Below are 17,836 nucleotides of genomic sequence, written 5' to 3' on the forward strand. Positions count from 1 at the left end.
GGCGCCGCGGGGGGCGGGCTTCCTGCGGCGTCGCGAACCGCGCTGCGCGGTGTGACGGTGCGCCGGCTGCTGGCTCTGCGGGTGCGGGGCGGGCTGACGAGTGGTCATGTCCGGGTGGCGGCGGATGCGCTGGGAGTGTCGGAGCGCACGGTGTGGCGGTGGCTGGCCGAAGCCGGCCGCGACGAACGGGCGGCGGACGAGCCCGGCGCACGGGCCCGGACCGGGACGAGGTTCACGATCACGCCGGAGGTCCGTGCGCTGCTGGCGTTGTGGAAGGGCAATGTCGCCGCGGTGCAGCGTGAGCTCGCTGCCCGCGCGGCCGGGCGCCCCGGAGCCGATGCCGGTGCACAGGCCGGGCCGCCACCGGGTACTGGTCTGCCGCCGGATGTGCCGTCGCTGACGACGCTGCACCGCGCGATCCGCCGTGATCTGACCCCGGGGGAGCGGGCGGGACTTGCGGGAGGAGAGCGGGCGGCGCGCAAGCACGATGTGTTCCTGGCCCGGCCGCGGGGCTGGCGCAATCAGGTGTGGGAGAGCGACCACGTGCAGGCCCCGGTGCTGGTCGATGTCGACGGCACAGCTCGCAGGCCGTGGATCACGTGGTTCACCGACTGCGCGACGAACGCGATCACCGGTGTCGCGGTCACGCCGGTGCATCCCTCGCGGGAGTCGGTGCTGGCCGCGCTGCGCTCCGCGGTCCTGCGCGAGGACCCCTACGGCCCGTTCGGCGGCCTGCCCGAGAAAGTACGTGTCGACCGCGGCAGGGACTTCCTGTCCAGGACGGTGACCGCGGCGTTCGATCTCCTGGACGTGACGGTGGAGGACCTCCCCGCCTACACCCCCCACCTCAAGGGCACCGTGGAGGGGTTGAACCGGGCGGTGGAGAGCATGTTCCTGGCCGCGCTGCCCGGCTACGCCCGCCAGCCGCGCCCCGGCAGACGCGCCTCCCGCCCGAAGGACGAAGTGCTGCTCGGCTTCGAGGACTTCACCGCCCGGCTGCTGGACTGGACGCTCTGGTGGAACACCGAGCACCGCCCGGCGCCGTTGCGGGGAAAGACGCCGCTTGAGGCGTGGCAGGAGGACCTGACCCCGCTGCGGGACGTGCCGGCCGCGGATCTGTGGACGTTCACCCTGGAGGACGCCGGTACCCGCACGCTGACCACCCGCGGTATCCGCTTCAAGAAGCGCGACTATGTGGGGTCGTGGATGACCGGCCAGGCCGGGATCCAGGTCCGCATTCGCTTCATGCCCCACCACGAGCACCGCATCGAGGTCTACCACGCGGCCACCGGACGCTACCTCGGTCCCGCGGACCTGGCCGATCAGGCCTCCGACGCACAGGTCAGCGCCGTACGGCGTACGCGAGCCGCCCGTACCCGCCGGTTGAGGAAGGACCTTCAGGCTTCCCAGCGCGAGCGCTACGCTGCCGTGAACCGGCCCGAGGCGCCCCGGCGGCTCGGCGCGCTGACCACCGCGCAGGCCGGGGCCGAACTCGCCCGGGCCACCGGCACCGGCCTGTCCGATCTGGCGCTGCCGGACCTCATCCCGCCCGCCGCGCCCCCGGACGACTGGCGCACCCCGCCCTCCCTCGCCCTCCGGACCGCGCCCGGCCGGCCTGCTCCCGTCCTGTCCGGACCTGCCCCCGACGGTTCGTCCGCACGAGCCGCAGACCCTGCTGACGACGGAGACGCCTTGTGACCGCGGCCACCTACCAGTACGTCGACCTGCCCGATGCGTCCGTGGTCACCACCCGCGCCCTGCTCACCGCCCGGGACAACATCACCGACACGGTCGCCGCCCGCGCCATGATGTGCATCCACGGCGGCGCCGGCTTCGGCAAGACCCTCGCCGTCAACATCTGCCTGCGCGGACTCGAACCGCACGAGGACGTCCGCAAGATCACCTTCCGGGCCCGGCCCACCGCCCGCGCGGTGCGCTACGAACTGTTCACCGCCCTCGACCTCGCCGGTGAACCACCGCGCCACCCCAGCGAGTTCGACCGCCTGCTGAAGACCGCCCTGGCCGAACGCCCCCGCACCTTCCTGGTGGACGAGGCCCAGTGGCTCAACGGGGAGGCGTTCGAGTACTTCCGCTATCTGTGGGACGAACCCTCCACCCAGCTCGCGATCGTCTTCGTCGGCGGCGAGGGCTGCCACACCGTGCTGCGCCGCGAACCGATGCTGTCCTCCCGGATCTTCATCTGGCAGCACTTCACCCGCCTGACCCCCGGCGAGGTCCTGGAGGCCATCCCGCTGTTCCATCCGGTGTGGGCGGATGCCGATCCCGACGACATCGCTTTCGCCGACCAGCACGCCGCACACGGCAACTTCCGCGCCTGGGCCCAGTTGACCGCACACACCCGCACCGCCCTGGCCCGCACCGGCCGCCCCCGCGTCGACCAGGAACTGCTGCGCTGGGCCTTCAGCCGCCTTGCCTGAACAGCACGCCGCCATGCCGCCCGCCGTGCCGCCGACACCCGTCGCGGTGGTCATCGACCCGGGCGACGACGCGGTCCACACGCACACCGCCCTGGCCGCCCACCACGTGCCGTCCGGCCGGATCACTCTGCATCCCGGCCCGGGCACCACCAGCGAGACCGGTCTTGCCCACGACCTTCTCGCCGCCCTGGGCAAACCGCCCCTGCTCCCGGGCGGCTTTCCCGCCGGCCGTCAGCCCGCTTGGGAAGCCGCCACCGCCTGGATCACCGCTCTGCCCGTCACCCGGCTGACCGTCCTGCGCGCCCACCGCCTCACCGCCCGCCGCGCGACGCGCCTTCTGGAACTGTGCGCCCTCACCGGCATCCATCTGACCCTGGTCTGTCACCGCCCCCGTCTGCCCGCCGCCCTGCACCAGGCTCTGCACAGGGTCGACTACGCCGTCACCGCCGACTTCCAGGCTGCCCGACGCCACTACTACGGCACGACCGCTCCCATACCCCCGTCTGCCGGCGAACCCGCCCGGCCGGCCAACCGGTGGCTCACCCTGCCCGCGCTGGAGCGGCTCGTTTCCTACGACAGCCCCGCACCCTGTACCGCCCGGTGCGCGCCGCCGCCGATCACTTTCCGGCACCGCCCGCCACCCACACCCCTCACCGAGCAGACAGCCCGGGAAGCTGCCCGACGCCTGGCCGCCGTGACCGCCCATCCCCGCCTGGCCGCCGCCCTCGCCGCCGCGCTCTTCACCGGCGTCTCCTTCCAGCAGCTCGCCACTGCCCGCCCCGGCGACTACGACGATGCCGCGGCCACCCTGGCGCTGCACGACCGCGCCCGCTACACCGACGGCTGCGCTACCCACCGGGTGCCGCCGTGGGCGCGTGTCTTCTTGAAGGCCGCCGTGTGCTTCGCCCGGCTCGCGCCCGGCCAGGACCAGCATCTGCTGGCCGGCCCCCACGACCGCACCCACCTGCTGCGTGTGGCGGAGGCAGCGAGGCTGTGTCCGCCGCAGCCGCCTGTCGGCCAGCGCACCGGCCCTGCCGGCCGTATCCAGTGGGACTGGCGCGAACGTAAGGAAGCACAGCGCTACGACGCGATGCTGACGCGGCGCCAGACCCCGCCCACGCGCTGAGTCCGAACCCTGGTGCACGGTCAGTCGATGGAGAAATCGGCGAACTCCACGTCGGTGAAGGCGATCCCGAGACCGTGGGCGCGTCGGCCTGCGTCCCGGAAGTAGGCATGCCCCAGGGCCCGGGCGAGGATCACCATCTGCTGCTGCTCACCTCCGCCGGCGTCCCGGGCGGCGAACAGCTCGCGGGCCACTTCTCCCGACAGGTACTGGGTGATCAGCCGTACCCGCGGATCGTCCGACGAGCCCGCCGGAGCGGCGAATCCGAACCGCGCCCTGGTGTGGAGGACAAAGCCGTCGGCCTCGGCCCGGGCCCGCTGGCGGGAGCGCACCAGGGGCTGCCACCGTGCCCTGACGGCCTCATCGATCAGCCCCGCGTGCACGGCACTGGGACGGCGGCGCATTCCCGGCCGGGTGGTGACCCACCTCTGTACCGTGCGCTGGGAGATCCCCAGGAGGACGGCCACGTTCTTCGTTGAGCCCTTCTGGGTCTTGAGCAGGAAGCGGACGGCGGCGTCCCGCGTGGGCACGGGACGGGTCAGCAGCGCCCGCTCAAGTCCTTTGACGATCTCACCCATGCCCGCCCCCGAGCGTTCTGCCACCGCGATGGCTGCTGGTGCACGGCGGCTGCCTGCTCTCCCAGATCTCTCACACCAGGCGGTTCTCACCGGCCAGTTCAGGTATAGCCAGGACACCGCCGCGGACCCTCGGCTAGAGAGCCTGCAACAGCCCAAGCCCGAGCGCGCCCTCCGGGAGCAACCGTGAACCCTCACCCGCCGTTTACGCCATCCGTACGCGCTTGGTACGCGAAACGTGCGCTTCACGCTAGGGTTGCGGGACAGGAGGTGCTGCATGTCCGAGCTGTTCGACGCGGTCGACGCGCTCATCGCGTCCCGCTCCCCGCTGCCGCCCCCGGCGGAGCGCAAGCGGCTGCGCCAGGCGCACGGCCTGACGCTGGACGAGGTGGCCGCCGCACTGCAGGTGCGGCGCGCGACGGTCAGCGGCTGGGAGGCCGGCAAGACCGAGCCCAGGCCTCCGGAGCGCGATGCATACGCCCGCCTGCTCAAGCAGCTCGCCCAGCTCTACCCCGCCAACGCTCCCGTGCCCCCCGAGGACACGACAGCCCCCGAGACGCCTGCCGTTGAGGCCGCCCCTGCGCCACCGGCAGCCGAACCGGCCCACCCCCGCAGCGCACCCACAGGCCCGACTGCGGAGCCTGCGCACACCGCACACCGCCCCGCCGTCCCGGCCGCTGCACCGCATCCGGCCGCCACGACCGCGCCGACGTCGCGCCGCCAGGGCGAGAGAAAGCCCCTCCCGGCAGGCGGCGCTGACCCGCGATTCGTCAACGGGCCGCTCGCGGTCGTCGACGTCGCCGACGGCCAGGCGCTGGCGTACTGCGTCGGCGGCCTGGTCCTGGACGTACCGGCGAAGTCCATTCCGGCCCTGGTGGAGTGGACGCTGAGCGAGGGGCGGCTCGGCCAGCCGAAGCTGTCCGGTCCGGGCAAGGACGCCGACCCGCTGCTCGTGCTGACCGAGACCGCATGCGAGCACTACGGCCTGCCGGTGACGCTCACAAAGGAGGAGCGCCTGGCAGGACGGATCCCGGAAGGCCACAAGGCCATCAAGCAACTGATCCGTGCGGACTGGAAGTTGACCAAGCGCGGGTTCGGGCCGTGGGCGCGGATCTACCGCCCCGCGCAGGGCTCGGAGCGGGCCTGCGTGCAGTTGTGCATCCCGTCGTGGGACGCGCTCGACACCCGCCACTGGGCCGATGCCGCCCAGCTGCCGTCGGCGGACCTCGCCCGGCTGCTGGGCACGTACGCGTCGAGGGTGATGACGCCGCGCGGATCGACCGCCGTGACCGGTCTGGAGCTGATGACCGCGCTGCACCCGCCGACCCGTGCCTCCGAGCCGGACGCCGACGGGAAGCGGCACTCCGAGCACAACCCCGGCTCGCTGGGCAAGGATCCGGTGGACTGCGCACCGTGCGAGGCTCCCGACGGCCACCCGCTCCTTGCCGACCTGCCGCGTTTCCACCACCGCACCCCGGCGGAGGTCCTGGTGGAGGAGGCGTACGACTGGGCACGCCCGCTCACCGACGCCGAATGCACCCTCCGGCACCTGGTGGGCATCGACGTGAACATGGCCTTCGCCGCCGGCGCCAACGGCCTCACGGTCGGCCTCGGTGCGCCGACACACGTCAAGGCGCCGGTGTTCGACGCGAAGCTGCCCGGCGCGTGGCTGGTCGATCTGTCGCATGTCGACCTGTCGAGGGTGAAGGTCGCCAAGGACACGTGGGTGGACCTGGATGGCTCGTTGCTGCCCAGCCCGTTCACGCCGAAGGGTGAACGGCCCGAGGGCCCGGCGTGGTACGCCACGCCCACCGTCGCGTACGCGGTCGAACTGGGCTACGAGGTGCGCCCGGTCGAGGCGTGGGTGCGCTACGACAACGGGCGTTACCTGGACGGCTGGTACAACCGGCTGCGCGACGCGTACCTCGCTACGATGGCCGACCTCGGAGTGGGCGCCGACCTGACGCCGGAGGAGTTCCTGACGGCGATGGACGGCTACCGCCTGCGTGACCCTCAGCTGGCGATCGTGGTGTCCGCGATCAAGGCGACCGTGAAGGGCGGCATCGGCAAGCTGCGCGAACGCCCGCGCGGCGAGGGCTGGAAACCAGGGCAGCCCTGGCGGGCCCTCGCCCGGCCCACCTGGCGCCCGGACATCCGCGCCGCCGTCATCTCCCGCACCCGGATCAACATGCACCGCAAGATCGTCAAGCACGCCGCCTTCACCGGGCAGTACCCGGTCGCGGTCCTCTCGGACTGCGCCGTCTACGCCTCCGACGGGCCTTCGCCACTGGACTTCCTGCCCTACCGGGACGGCAAGTCGCTGCCGGGCGGCTTCAAGCTCGGGGTCAACCCCGGGCTGGTGAAGTGGGAGGGCACCCAGAGCGTGCTGTGGGGCGAGGGCGTCCGCGAACAGTTCAACGCCCCGGAACTCAACCTCGCCCGGTACATCAAGGACGGCACCGTCACCGACCAGGACACCGGAGAGTAGGTAGAGCGCGATGAGCCTGTTCGGGGACGGCCTGGACGCCGCGGTGCAGAAGGCGTTCACCCGCCCAGCACCCAAGAGCGCCGGCGCCCAGATGCGGTACCTGGTCAAGCAGCTGGGAGGCACCAAGACGGCCGCCCAGATGCTGCGCATCTCCCAGCGCACCGTCGAACGGTATGTCAAAGACCAGATCAAAAAGCCCCGCCCGGACCTCGCCGCCCGCCTGGAGCGCGAGGTGAAGAAGCGGTGGCAGCCGCAGATCCGCGCCCAGGCGCGGCAGAAGGCGGCGAGCACCGGCGGCATCGTCATCGACACCCGCGCCCGCCTCGGCTACACCGCGCCGATCGGGACGACGGACCAGGACCGGCTCCGGCACCTGACGGTCGCCCTGCCGCCGCACTATGCCGCCCGCCTCTTCGACGCCCAGGAGGCTGGCGCCAGCGACCAGGAGCTGCGGGAGATCGCCGCCGACGCGCTCAGGGAGGTGTACTTCCAGGACAACGGCCGCCGCGCCGGCAGTCTGGAGGAGGTCCGCTTCACCGACATCGAGTACCTCGAGTTCGAGCTCTGACCCACGTCGGCCTGAAGCCCGGGGCAGGTTGCGTGACCAGGGCGTACGGGCGTGGGGCGGGGTGGTGCGGTCGACCAGCCTCTCAGCACGCAGCCGGGCCAGCTGGCGACGGGTCTGCTCGATGCGCCGAGGGGGCGATCATCCGGTGCATCTGCTCGGCGGTGGCCATCCGATCCCGCTGCCCGTGTCCACGCTGATCGTCACGGATCTGCTCGCTTCCCGTACGGTGCGGCGACGTCTTGCCCGCCGCCGCGTGTACCGGTCACGGCAGCAGTCGGCGCCGACCGGACCACCGACCATGAAGGCCCGACCACGGTCACGAAGCGACAACACGTCCGTGGACCAGGCCCACATCCCCGCCGACAACCCGGCCGACAACCGTCCGCACGCTCTGCCGCGCCTGTCCGTGAAACCGCAGGTAACCATGCTGGTTGGGCCGTGGTCGGGAGGCCGACATCCCCTCTACGCCTCCGAGTCCACGCCCCACAGCAGGAAGAACAGAGAAGTGGGTGGGTGGGACACGACCCGGGCAGCGGGCGAGGGGATTGGGGTGCGCTCAGTCGGTTGCGCGTCGGCGGGGCGCCGCGCCCGGGCCGCCGTCAATGCGGCGTCGACGTCAGGTGGGGGATGTCGGTGGGGAGAGACCGGGGCGGGGGAGGTGCCGTGCTATTGGGGGTGTGGTGAGCCTTCGGTTTCGGTGTGTGTTGGGTCGCTGGTGCCGGGTTCTTCGGGTGCTTGCGCAGTGGGGTCGTAGGCGCGGAGGGGGATGACGGCTGCCAGGAGAAGCCCGTTGTCGTGCGGTGTGGCCGAAGCCTGTTGTTGCTCGTTGCTGCTTGTTGTGGGTGAGGCGGGGTCGTAGGTGAGCAGGCAGAGGGCGCGGTCTATGGCCTGGACGCACCATGCATCCGGGATTGTCAGGGGGCGGAGGAAGAGGACGGCGCCCATCGGGTCGACGATGGTGAGCAGCCACTGGTCGGGTCCATCTGCAGTGTTCTGTATCGGGGATATGAGTGCGATCCACTGGTTGGAAACGGGGAGCTGCTCGATGCCGTGTGTCAGCGGGTTGAAGCCGAGTCTGTCGAGATAGTGGGCCAGGCCGGTGTCGGTCTCGGTGTGGTGCTCCTCGGTGGCTGCGGCGGGCAGCGCCAGGTTGATGGCGAGGACGGGTAGGCCGTCGGCCCCAGGCGGCAGGGGGGTGATCTGCAGGTTGTCCTCGCCAGCGGCAGGAGTGACGAGCTCGTGGTGGTCGTGCCACAGGTTGCTGAGGATCAGGGCTTGGTCAATTCTGGCCTGCCCTTCCTGGCTGTGGTCTTCGGCTTGGTGGAAGAGTGCAGCCGCGCGGATGAGGGCCTCGAAGGTCTCCTCGAACTCCTGGACTCCGTGATGGGCTCGGGCCAGCACCATCAGGGTCTTCGCTTCACGGTGGGCATCGCCTAGTTGGCGATGTATCGCAGCGGCCTCGGTGAGCGGCTCGATGGCCTCGTCCGGATGCCCGGTGCCGAGGAGCAGGACACCGAGGTTGTTCACTGACTCTGCCAGGTGGTGAAGGTCGCCGCTTTCGCGGAAGCCGGAAATCGCACCGGTCAGGGCTTCGATCGCTTCGGGGTACTGGTCCGCGTAGGGCAGGGAGCTACCGAGTCTGGCGAGGGCCTGTGCTTTCAGATGTGGTGAATGTGTGGTGCGGAGCAGGTCCAGGGCCTGTTGGCAGGCGTCGATGGCTTCTTGGTAGTGCTCGTCAGGCTTCAGGGCCACGGCGAGGTTGATCAGCGCGAGGGCGGCAGCGTGGGGGTCGTTGACCTTGAGGATGGCTACTGCCATCTTGCACAGTTCTACTGCCTCAGCGGAGGGTCCGGTTTCGCACAGAGCACTGCTCAAGTTGATAAGGGTGAAGGCCATGCCGTGTGTATCGCCTGCAGCTTCGTAGAGACCGAGGGCTTTGTGAAGGACTTGCACGGCCTCAGGGGCGCGTCCCCGCATGGCCACCAGTGTGCCGCCGAGGTTGACCAGGGCTCCCGCCTCGCTCGCTGGGTCGCCTACTTCCCGGAAGCCGGTGGCAGCCTTTCGGCACGCCTCCTCGGATTGCGGCATCTGGTGGAGCTCCCTGTACGCGTTCCCGATGGTGGTCCAGGCTCCGGCCTCCTGGCGGCGGTCTCCCAGTTCACGGGCGATGGCCTGCGACTGAAAGCAGGCGTCGATGGCCTCGGTGAACTTCCGCTGGCCGGACAGTGCGGCCCCCAGGGTGGTCAGACCGATCGCTTCACGTTGCCTGTCGCCCGCGGCGACGACCAGGGACAGGGCAACGGTGATGGTCGTGACCCAGTCTTCGTAGTAGTGCTGCTGGGAGAAGAAGTCGTTGAGGGCGTTCGCCAGGAACAGCGTGGCGGTGGGCTGGCCGAGTGAGGGGCCAGCGGTGACGGCGGCGACCAGGTTGGTGCGCTCGCGTTCCAGCCAGTCCAGGGCCTGGGCCCGGTTTTCGGGGGGTACCGAGGTGTCGCTGCGCTTGAGGTGTCCTACAGCCTGCTGGGTCAGTCCTGCGTACAGCGTGATGAGCCGTTTCATCGCCTCGGCTTGCTGGTCTTCGGCGGCGCTGGCTGCGGCGTGCTCGCCGGCGTAGAGGCGCAGCAGGTCGTGCATGGACCAGTGGTGGTCGCCGGTGGCGTCGATCAGGTGGGCGCGGGCGAGGTCGACGAGGAGGCGTCGCGTGATGGTGTGGTGCAGGCCGAGCATGTACGAGACGGCATCGGCACTCAGGTCGGTGCCGGGGGCGTGGGCCAGGAGCCGGAACGCGCGGGCCTGTGGTGCGGTCAGGTGCCGGTAGGAGAGGTCGAAGGCCGCCCGGATGGCCAGGGGGCTGCCGTCCGGGCCGGTGTCGGGGTAGTCGAGTGCGTCCAGGCGCACACGGGCGTCCTCCAGGTCGCTCACCTGGTCTGCGAGGGACCGGTCGGGCTCGTCGCGCAGGAGCGCCGCGGTGATGCGCAGCGCCAGCGGGAGGTATCCGCACAGGTGAGCCAGCCGGTGGGCGGCATCCGGCTGCGCTTGGACCCGGCCGTCGCCGGTCGTGCCGGCGCGCAGGGACTGGTCCAGCAGCTCCACTGCCTCGTCGAGGGGAAGAGGGCCCAGGTCCACGCGGTGCACGGGCAGGGCCGACAGGCTGTGCCGGGAGGTGATCAGGGCCCGGTGGGGGGCCGAGGGCAGTAGCTGGGAGGTCTGGGCGGCCGTACGGACGTTGTCGAACACGACGAGCACGGGCCGTTGCTGCCGCGCCAACTGGTCCAGCAGGTTGCGCCAGGCGTCGAGCTTTCCCTCAGCGGTGTCGGGGATGTCCTTGGCGCTCACTCCGAAGGCGCGGAGGAACCGGTCGGCCACCGCGCCGGGGTCCGCACTGGCGTCGGTGCTGTAGCCGCGCATGTCGGCGAAGAGAGTCCCGCCGGGGAACCACCTGCGCGCACGTGCCTGATGCGCGGCGTGGAGCGCGAGAGCGGTCTTGCCGATTCCTGCCATCCCGGCCACGGCCGACACGACGATCGTCGCCGACTCGTCTCCGCCCTGGCTGCCGGGTTCCAGCTGGTCCAGAACCTCGGTCAGAGCAGCGGAGCGGCCGGTGAATCCCGATGGCGCGGCTGGAAGGGTCATCGGCCCCTGTGCCGGCGTATCGGCGGTGGCGCGCGGCCGCCCCCCTCGGCCGCTGTTGCGCTCGCGCTGCGCCTCCGAGAGCAGTTCTTGCCACCAGGCCGGCGAACGCGGCGCGTAGGACGCGTTCCGGCGCTTGGCTTCGCTCTGCAAGAAGGCGGTGAGGACGAGGAAATAGCGCTGCTGTGCCGGCCCGGGTACAGCGGGGCCGGTCGTCCAGCCGCTGATGGCCGAATCACTGATCCTGATCGGAGGCCGCTGTTCGAGCCCGAGGCGCACCAACCGCTCCAGCGTCGGTCTTCCCGCCGCCTGGTGCGCCGCGTTGAGTTCCGCACGGAACCGATCCGTTTTCGCTCCCACCGGCTCCCTCCGCACTCTCGCTTCCAGGTATCAGCAGCCCTGGAAAAGACTCTGACACGCCACTTGAGCAGGCTAGTTGGCACAGCGTCAGGAGGTAGCCGCTTCGCTGGAAACCTCCTGGAAGGAGCGTCATGGCACCACCGCAGCTGCAACCGCGCAGCCGCTGTCGAAGGAGAAGACCATGAACCTCAGCGCGATCCGTGCCCGCCGCGCTCTACGCAGCCTGGTGATCCACGTGACGCTTGCCGCAACTGCCGGCGCCGCCGAGGCCCTGACCATCTGGATTCTGAACCGCTGAGCTCAGGACCTGGGCTTGACCGGAGCCCGTTCGATGCTGCTCCAGGCCAAGCCCGCCCCTTTGCGATCCAGCAGCATCGGGTCGGGCACAGAGGCGGCAAGCATCGGTTCTGGTGGCAGTCAGCCCCCAGGCTTCCCCGCCTGGGGGCTGACTGCGCGTACGTCGTGCCCTGGGCCGCCGCCGCCCGGCTTCCAGCACCGCGAAGCCACATCGGTCGGCGTACGTCGACGAGTTGGCTGACGATCTGGTGAGGTCGTCGGCGATGAACGTGTCCTTCGGATGGGGTGGCTCAGGCGGGAAGGGGCTGGTCGAGGTCTTCTCCGATTTGGTCGAGGAGGTGGTCGAGGATGCGGTGTGCCTGGGTGAGGCGTTGCGTGGCGCTGTCGAGAGTGTCGAGGGCGTCGTCGAGGAGCACGGCATGGGAGTCGGCGGCAGGGCTTTCCAGCGTCTGCGCCACGGTGGTCCAGGCCGTGTTGACGCAGTCGTGGATGTCGTTGAATGCCGAGGCGTTCTGCGTCCTCGTAAGTGTTCTGCCTTGTGCTTCGGTGATGACTCGGGAGATGACAAGCTGAGCGTGGGTCAGCTTGGATCGTGCGGTTTCCAGGGAGGACGGGCCGTCGTCCGTCATGGTCACAAGGCTGTGGAACTGATCGCTCGTGTGCTGCAGGAGATCGAGGGCCTCTTGCAACTGCTGGTTGTCGTCAATGTGGCTGTGCTCGCCCGGACGCCCGGTGATGTGCAGGCTTGAACGGAACGAGGTATACCCGTTCAGGCCATCGGTCTGTCGCGGTGGACCAGGGTAGGCAGGAAGGGAAGCAAGCTGCTGAAAGCCGCCCGTCAGATCGAGGGCGTCGTCGAGACACTGGGACAATTCTTCGTCGGCATCAGCAAGAAGCTGATCCAGACACGTATCGGCATTCGTGGGACGGCCAACTCCCAGGGCGGTGTCAGCCTCTGGGACAGCTGTCTCCTGGGGCATGGTGTGTTCACTCATCGCAGCCCCCTGTTCCCTCAACGAGAGTTTGCTTCAGTCGAAGCCGGGCACGGCTCCGGTTCTTCCTCACGGCGGCCTCCCGCATATCAAGCGCTTGGGCGATCTCTCGATCGGTGAAGCCGTCCTGGGACCACGCCATGACGTGTCGCTGCAGTGGCGGCAGCTGGGCGAGAGCGTTCAAAACCCGCTGGTTTCCCTCTTTGAGAGTCACGTAGGCAATGGGACAGGTGCCGCCCGGGCGATCGGGCACTGGATCGTAGGGGGTGTCCCGTTGTCCTGTCTGACGCAGATAGCAGCGGTGAGCGACCTTACGCAACCAAGCCCGCGGTTCCCGGATGCTGTCCCATTTCTCGATGGCCACGGTGAATGCTTCGTGTGCGGCATCGGCAGCCTCGAAGGGGGTAGCGCCGACACGGACCAGAAATCGCGTCAGTTGCGGCATCTCTACGCGGTAGAGGTCCTCAAGATTGCTGGTCGTTAATGCGGGCGACGTCCCGGCAGAGCGTGGTGGTGCCTGTACCGTCTTCCTCGCCACCGGCGAGGCCGACTCAGCCACGGCGGAGCTCCGCTGGCTGTGCCCCCGTCACAACCTCAACACTGCCCGACCTTTCCAGCAGACGGCTGCCGGGCGGTAGGTGCCGCACGCGCTCGCTGAGGCCTTGCTGCTGCATCTCGGTTCTGCGTAGTTCGGTGCGGCCGGCCAACCATGTGTGCAGCAGCCGATACAACCAGCCACACAGCATCAGCAGCCCTCCCCCGCGCACTGGATCCATCGTTGTCCGCCCTTCCTCGGAGGTGACCCGTTCACCTGCCGACACTATGTAGTGCACACGGTCCCGCCTTTTGTGACCTCTCAGTCCCAGGAGAGTCCAATCAGGGCATTGTCCTGCCGGACGAAGACGTCGACGCCTACATCACGGGCCCGGCCATCGTCGTGGACGCCATCGCGCTGTACTGACACCTGGGGCTTGGCTGTTACGCCCACTCCAACCTCAACTCGGCGAGAATGGCCCGCTGTTCGGCGGTGAGTTTGTCCCGCCTCGCTTTGGTGTTGGAGACCCATACGCCCAGCTTCACGAGCACCGGCTCCGCCTCGCCGTCGACCGGCGTCGTCCTGGCGGAGGTCCGGGTCACCATCCTGCGTCGGCGGTAGTCGCCGACCGACCCACGCGGGGCTGACATAGCCGGGGACGGCAAAAACACCTGATGAGTGCGCATGGAAGCGTGGGAGTATGTAGCCATGGCTGAGGACAAGGAGCCTGAGGACGCGGGCGAGGCGGAGGATCAGGAGCCTGACGAGTCCGAGGACGCGGGCCAGACGGAGTCGGTTGATCTTTCGCGCTTCTACGCGTCGGCATTCAAGCCGTTCCACGGCTATGTGTGGAACCAAAACGCGTGGATCGGCAAGATGCTCGCTGAGTCCGCTGCGGTGAGGATGCGCCCGGTGCTTCCTCGGATTGTGGTTGATTCTCCGCTGATCCGGATGACCGCCTTCACGGAGAACCTCCGCAGGCAGATGGCGGGCCTGACGGGCTTCAACGACATGGTCCGGAAGGCGTTGGAGCCGCTGACCGCGACCTACCGGCCGCCCCAGTGGCACAGCGTCTTCGCCTCTCTCGGTGACGTCATCAACAGGCTCTACCCGGAGAACCTGCGCGACGTCAGGCCCGATCTGGATGACCTGGAAGAGCTCCTGGTTGAAGAGGGCATCCCTCTTATGTGGGTTCCAGGGCCTCAGACAGTGCGCGCCCTGCTGGATGCGCCGGATGCGGCCGCCCGGCGCCGCATCATCGGCCGACGCTGGAAGGGCATCGTCAACGACTGCGAGGCGGTGCTCGAAGAGGTCACGCACCCGGACGTGCAGAATGCCCGCGGCTTCGCCCGCGATGTCGCACGTGCTCTACGAGCCGGCCACACCAGCGCGGCTCAGGCATTGGCCGCCAACCTGCTCGACTCCCTCCTCCAGCGCCATTTCGACCAGGCCGCCCGCGTCCGGCTCACGAAGAACGACTTCAAGACCACAGGCGTCAAGTTCAAGTTTGAGGACTACAAGTTCAAGGTCGCCTGTACCTTCGCCCCGGTCTGGTACGCGCACGCCAAGTACTTCCCCAAGAACGGTGACCCCATCCCGCGTACCTTCGGTCGCCATCCCAGCGCACACGGCGTCTCTCGCACCCAGTACTCGCGCATCAACGCGGTGTACGCCCTCATGCTGGTCACCTCGGTGATCAAGTTCTTCGACACGGAACTGCCGTGACAGCACGAAGCCCCGGGCATAAAGCCCGGGGCCTCTCAGTGCACTTCGCTTGACCGCCCGGTTCAGCGACCGGCCAGTGTCGGCGTCACGCCCATTCGATGCCCAGCGCGGCGAGGGCGGCGCGTTGTTCGGTGGTGAGTTTGTCGCGGCGGCTCTTCGTGTTGGAGGTCCATACGCCCAGCTTCACGACCACCGGCTCTGCTTCGCCGTCGACCGCGATCTGTTCACTGTGGCCGCGCGGCGTCGGCCGGTCCGTGCCTTCCCGTTCGACCCACTGCGCGAGGGCCGCCAGGCCCCGCTGGAACGCCTGTTCCGCCTTACTCGGCCCCTTCGTCGTGCGCTTCGCTGACGGGGCGGGAGTCGGGGCCTGAAGCGGTTGTACGCCCAACTGGGACAGCCGCTCCTGCTGTTGGGCAGACAGCTGCACCCAGGTGTTCGCCTCGCGTTGCCGGGCGAGCCACTTGCCGATGTCGTCGCCCTCGAACAGGACGCCCGGCTGGATGGTCGGCAGCACGCCGCCGGCCTCGGTGTCGGCGAGGTCGGCGAGGACGCGGTAGTGGCGTTGCCAGTCGAGCGGCCAGGGGCAGTTCCAGTCCTCGTCGATGGCGGTCAGTTGCGCGGCCCGCGCTGCGGCGCGCTCGGGGTCCTTCCCGAGGCCGCCCTTCCTGCGGAGGTTGGCCGTGTGCTGCCCGATCGGCACCATCGCCTCGGCCTCGCCCCAGACCGCGTCCTGACGCGGGGCGAGGTGCCCGGTGGCCCGCCGGTAGGACCGGAGGGCGGCGAGTTTGGTCTCCCAGGCTTCCTCGCCCGGCTCCCACACCATCCCGGCCTCCGGCGCGTCCAACAGCTCCTTGCGCCGATCCTCCAACTCCCCGGCCCGTAGCGCCTTCCGCTGCTGGTGCACCCACCTGCCCAGCGGGAAGTCCTCCGTCACGCCGACCGTCGTCTCGGTGTCGTACGGCACGGCGTACAGGCCGGTGATCTTGTTCTCGGCCCGCCAGCGGATGAGGGCCTGGTAGCCCTCCAGCCACACCAGCGACTCCGGCCGGTACACCCGGGTGCGCAGGAACGCCGCGATGGTTGCCGCGTCGCGTGGGCTGGAGAAGTGGAGCAGGGCCGATTCGGCGGCGGCCTGGGTGTCGTCGTGCTCCTGGTCCTCGCCGTCCCCTTCGCCGTCGGTGCCGACGATCTGGCCGTCCGCGTCGCGACGGACGTGGATCTTGCGTTGCTCCCTGCTGCGGGTGAGGGCGCGGGAGGCGAGCTGCTCGACGAGTCGTTCATCGTGACAGCGCAGGCCTTGCAAAACGGCTACAAGGGGGCGGAACGAGGCGCTGGCGACCATGTCGTTGGGGTCCTCGCCGGGCTCCAGGAAGATGGGCACGATGATTCTGGCGGTCTTGGTCGTGCCGTCGGGGTTGGGGCGCAGGGCGCGGCCGATGTTCTGGACGATCTCGACCTGGGAGCCGCGGGTGTCGGCGAAGCAGATCGCCTCGACACCTCTGGTGCCCACGATGTCGACGCCTTCACCGAGAACGCGAACGCTCGCCAGGAACGCCCGGTGGACCCGTCGGCCGTCCGCGTCGATGCCGTTGGCGAACTGGCGGATCGTCTCGCGGCGTTCGGTGACGAGGTGGTCGCCGCACAGCCATGCCGACCACACGCGGTCCGGGGGTACGTGGCGGCCGGCCTCCAGGTCGTAGAGCTCCGCGTCGATCGACGACCTCGGCAGGCGTTCCGCGTCGGCCAGGGCGTCGTTGGACGCCTCGGTGGCGTACAGCTCCGCGGCCGTCTCCGGGAGTTTCGCCGCGAACGCCTCTGCCTCCTCCACTCGCTGGTGGAACGTCATGACGGTCTTCAGGTTCCACCTGGCGGCGTGCTCCAGCAGGGCGGTCTGCAGCAGCGCCAGGCGCCGGCCCCGCTGCGCCTCCTCCGATCCCCCGAGGATGGGGGAGGGGTCGCGGATCTCCAGTACGTCGATCTCGAAGCCCGCGAGGATCTCGCGCTCGATCGCCTCCGAGAGTCCGAGCTCGAACAGCCAGGGCCCGTAGGTCTGCGAGTCCTGGCCCATCGACGCGATCTCCAGCTCCTGGCCGTCCGCGCCCTTCTGCGGGCGGGGCGGGGCGAGGATGCGCGGGGTGGCGGTGAGGTAGAGCCGGAAGTCCACCGGGATCCGGGCGTTGTCGTGGATCGCCGACCACGGCCGACCGAGATCACCGGCCGTTCCGTGGGCCTCGTCGACGACCGCGAAGTCGAACGGGTCCATGCGCTGCCCGTACAGCCGCTCCCCGCCCGCCAGAGCGGCCTCCAGCGGCCCACGAACCTTCCGCTGGGACGGGTCCTCTGGGTCCTCACGGTCCACGAGGGAGGCGTAGGTGGCGAACACGATGACGGGCCCGTGTCCGGCCCACAGGGCGAGCTGGATGGGGTTGGTGGTGGTGCGCACCCCGAGCTCGTTCAGCACGGGGTCGTTCTCCAGGGAGCACACGGCGACCATCAAGGAGCGGTGCCCGATGCGGCGCCACATCTGGATGGTCTGCACGAGCAGGTCCAGGGTGGGCACCATGACGAGGATCCGGCCGTCCCGGAAGCTCTCCAGCGCCGCCCACGCGGCGGTGATCGTCTTCCCGGAGCCGGTCGCTGACACGCCCGTGCCACGGACCCCCTCAGGGGGCACAGATGATCTCGCAGGGAATCCCACCCACTTGCGGATACCGGAAGTCGCGTGAACCTGGTGTTTCCGGAGTTGGATATCAGGCATTTCCCCGGCTTTCTTTTCCATTTAGAGTTCTCGCTCCGCCCAAAGTGGTTGGGGGTGTCTCGTGTTTCCGCCAACGGTACATGCTGCATCAACACGATGCACCCACTACACTCAAACCCAACACGAACGAGTGCCCCACCCTCACAGCTGGCCCGGCCCACGCCAGTGGGCCCCAAGGTCCTGGAGGCGCAGCCGGAAGGACTCTCAGGCGGGGGAGCGCAGCGGACCCGCCCCAGAGTCCGCAGGACTCCCCAACTCCCCACCCGCACAACCAACTAGCCGCACCTGACACCCCCTCACCCGACCGGCGCGCAGCGCGCGCCACGCTGGCCGCGCAGCGGCCGGCC

12 protein-coding genes and 1 pseudogene are annotated in these 17,836 nt (G+C 69.6%); 7 read left to right on the forward strand and 6 right to left on the reverse strand.

The features are described 5' to 3' along the window. Positions 1 to 57: 57 nt before the first annotated feature. The 3 genes and pseudogenes from OG194_RS47500 to OG194_RS47510 all read left to right on the forward strand — a co-directional run. Positions 58 to 1,609, forward strand: a pseudogene (locus OG194_RS47500) (transposase); the annotation flags it as partial. 85 nt (positions 1,610 to 1,694) lie between these two features. Further along, positions 1,695 to 2,438, forward strand: a complete 744-nt coding sequence (locus OG194_RS47505; RefSeq protein ID WP_327398693.1) for an ATP-binding protein — start codon at positions 1,695 to 1,697, stop codon at positions 2,436 to 2,438. Between the two features lie 13 nt (positions 2,439 to 2,451). Further along, positions 2,452 to 3,564, forward strand: a complete 1,113-nt coding sequence (locus OG194_RS47510) for a hypothetical protein (RefSeq protein ID WP_327398692.1) — start codon at positions 2,452 to 2,454, stop codon at positions 3,562 to 3,564. Positions 3,565 to 3,584: 20 nt separating this feature from the next. On the opposite strand, the gene tpg (OG194_RS47515) is transcribed toward OG194_RS47510, so the two are convergent. Then, positions 3,585 to 4,139: a telomere-protecting terminal protein Tpg gene (gene tpg / locus OG194_RS47515; protein ID WP_327398691.1), complete on the reverse strand. Its 555-nt coding sequence runs from the start codon at positions 4,137 to 4,139 to the stop codon at positions 3,585 to 3,587. A 274-nt stretch (positions 4,140 to 4,413) separates the two neighbouring features. On the opposite strand from tpg (OG194_RS47515), the gene tap reads away from it, so the two are divergent. Next, positions 4,414 to 6,624 (forward strand): telomere-associated protein Tap, encoded by a 2,211-nt coding sequence (gene tap, locus OG194_RS47520; protein WP_327398690.1) that lies wholly within the window; start codon positions 4,414 to 4,416, stop codon positions 6,622 to 6,624. Positions 6,625 to 6,634: 10 nt separating this feature from the next. After that, positions 6,635 to 7,192 carry a telomere-protecting terminal protein Tpg gene (gene tpg / locus OG194_RS47525; RefSeq protein ID WP_327398689.1) on the forward strand — a complete coding sequence of 186 codons (558 nt, stop codon included), beginning with the start codon at positions 6,635 to 6,637 and terminating at the stop codon, positions 7,190 to 7,192. 666 nt (positions 7,193 to 7,858) lie between these two features. Here tpg (OG194_RS47525) and OG194_RS47530 read toward each other — a convergent pair. Then, the gene (locus OG194_RS47530) at positions 7,859 to 11,182 is read right to left on the reverse strand and encodes an ATP-binding protein (protein ID WP_327398688.1); all 3,324 of its coding nucleotides are present in this window, start codon (positions 11,180 to 11,182) and stop codon (positions 7,859 to 7,861) included. A 76-nt stretch (positions 11,183 to 11,258) separates the two neighbouring features. On the opposite strand from OG194_RS47530, the gene OG194_RS47535 reads away from it, so the two are divergent. Next, the gene (locus OG194_RS47535; protein WP_327398687.1) at positions 11,259 to 11,480 is read left to right on the forward strand and encodes a hypothetical protein; all 222 of its coding nucleotides are present in this window, start codon (positions 11,259 to 11,261) and stop codon (positions 11,478 to 11,480) included. 289 nt (positions 11,481 to 11,769) lie between these two features. On the opposite strand, the gene OG194_RS47540 is transcribed toward OG194_RS47535, so the two are convergent. The 3 genes from OG194_RS47540 to OG194_RS47550 all read right to left on the reverse strand — a co-directional run bounded on the left by OG194_RS47540 (position 11,770) and on the right by OG194_RS47550 (position 13,656). Next, the gene (locus OG194_RS47540; RefSeq protein ID WP_327398686.1) at positions 11,770 to 12,474 is read right to left on the reverse strand and encodes a hypothetical protein; all 705 of its coding nucleotides are present in this window, start codon (positions 12,472 to 12,474) and stop codon (positions 11,770 to 11,772) included. Next, the gene (locus tag OG194_RS47545; RefSeq protein WP_327398685.1) at positions 12,467 to 13,030 is read right to left on the reverse strand and encodes an RNA polymerase sigma factor; all 564 of its coding nucleotides are present in this window, start codon (positions 13,028 to 13,030) and stop codon (positions 12,467 to 12,469) included. The genes OG194_RS47540 and OG194_RS47545 overlap by 8 nt, the downstream gene beginning before the upstream one ends. 419 nt (positions 13,031 to 13,449) lie before the next feature. Beyond that, positions 13,450 to 13,656, reverse strand: a complete 207-nt coding sequence (locus OG194_RS47550; protein WP_327398684.1) for a helicase associated domain-containing protein — start codon at positions 13,654 to 13,656, stop codon at positions 13,450 to 13,452. A gap of 58 nt (positions 13,657 to 13,714) precedes the next feature. Between OG194_RS47550 and OG194_RS47555 the strand changes: the two genes are divergently transcribed. Further along, positions 13,715 to 14,731, forward strand: coding sequence for a hypothetical protein (locus tag OG194_RS47555; RefSeq protein ID WP_327398682.1), 1,017 nt, complete (start codon positions 13,715 to 13,717; stop codon positions 14,729 to 14,731). A gap of 85 nt (positions 14,732 to 14,816) precedes the next feature. Here OG194_RS47555 and OG194_RS47560 read toward each other — a convergent pair whose 3' ends face one another. Continuing rightward, entirely contained in the window at positions 14,817 to 17,489 is a 2,673-nt protein-coding gene (locus OG194_RS47560) for a DEAD/DEAH box helicase (protein WP_327398681.1), read from the reverse strand. Positions 17,490 to 17,836: the final 347 nt, after the last annotated feature.

The sequence above is a fragment of the Streptomyces sp. NBC_01288 genome (assembly GCF_035982055.1).
Lineage (GTDB): Bacteria > Actinomycetota > Actinomycetes > Streptomycetales > Streptomycetaceae > Streptomyces.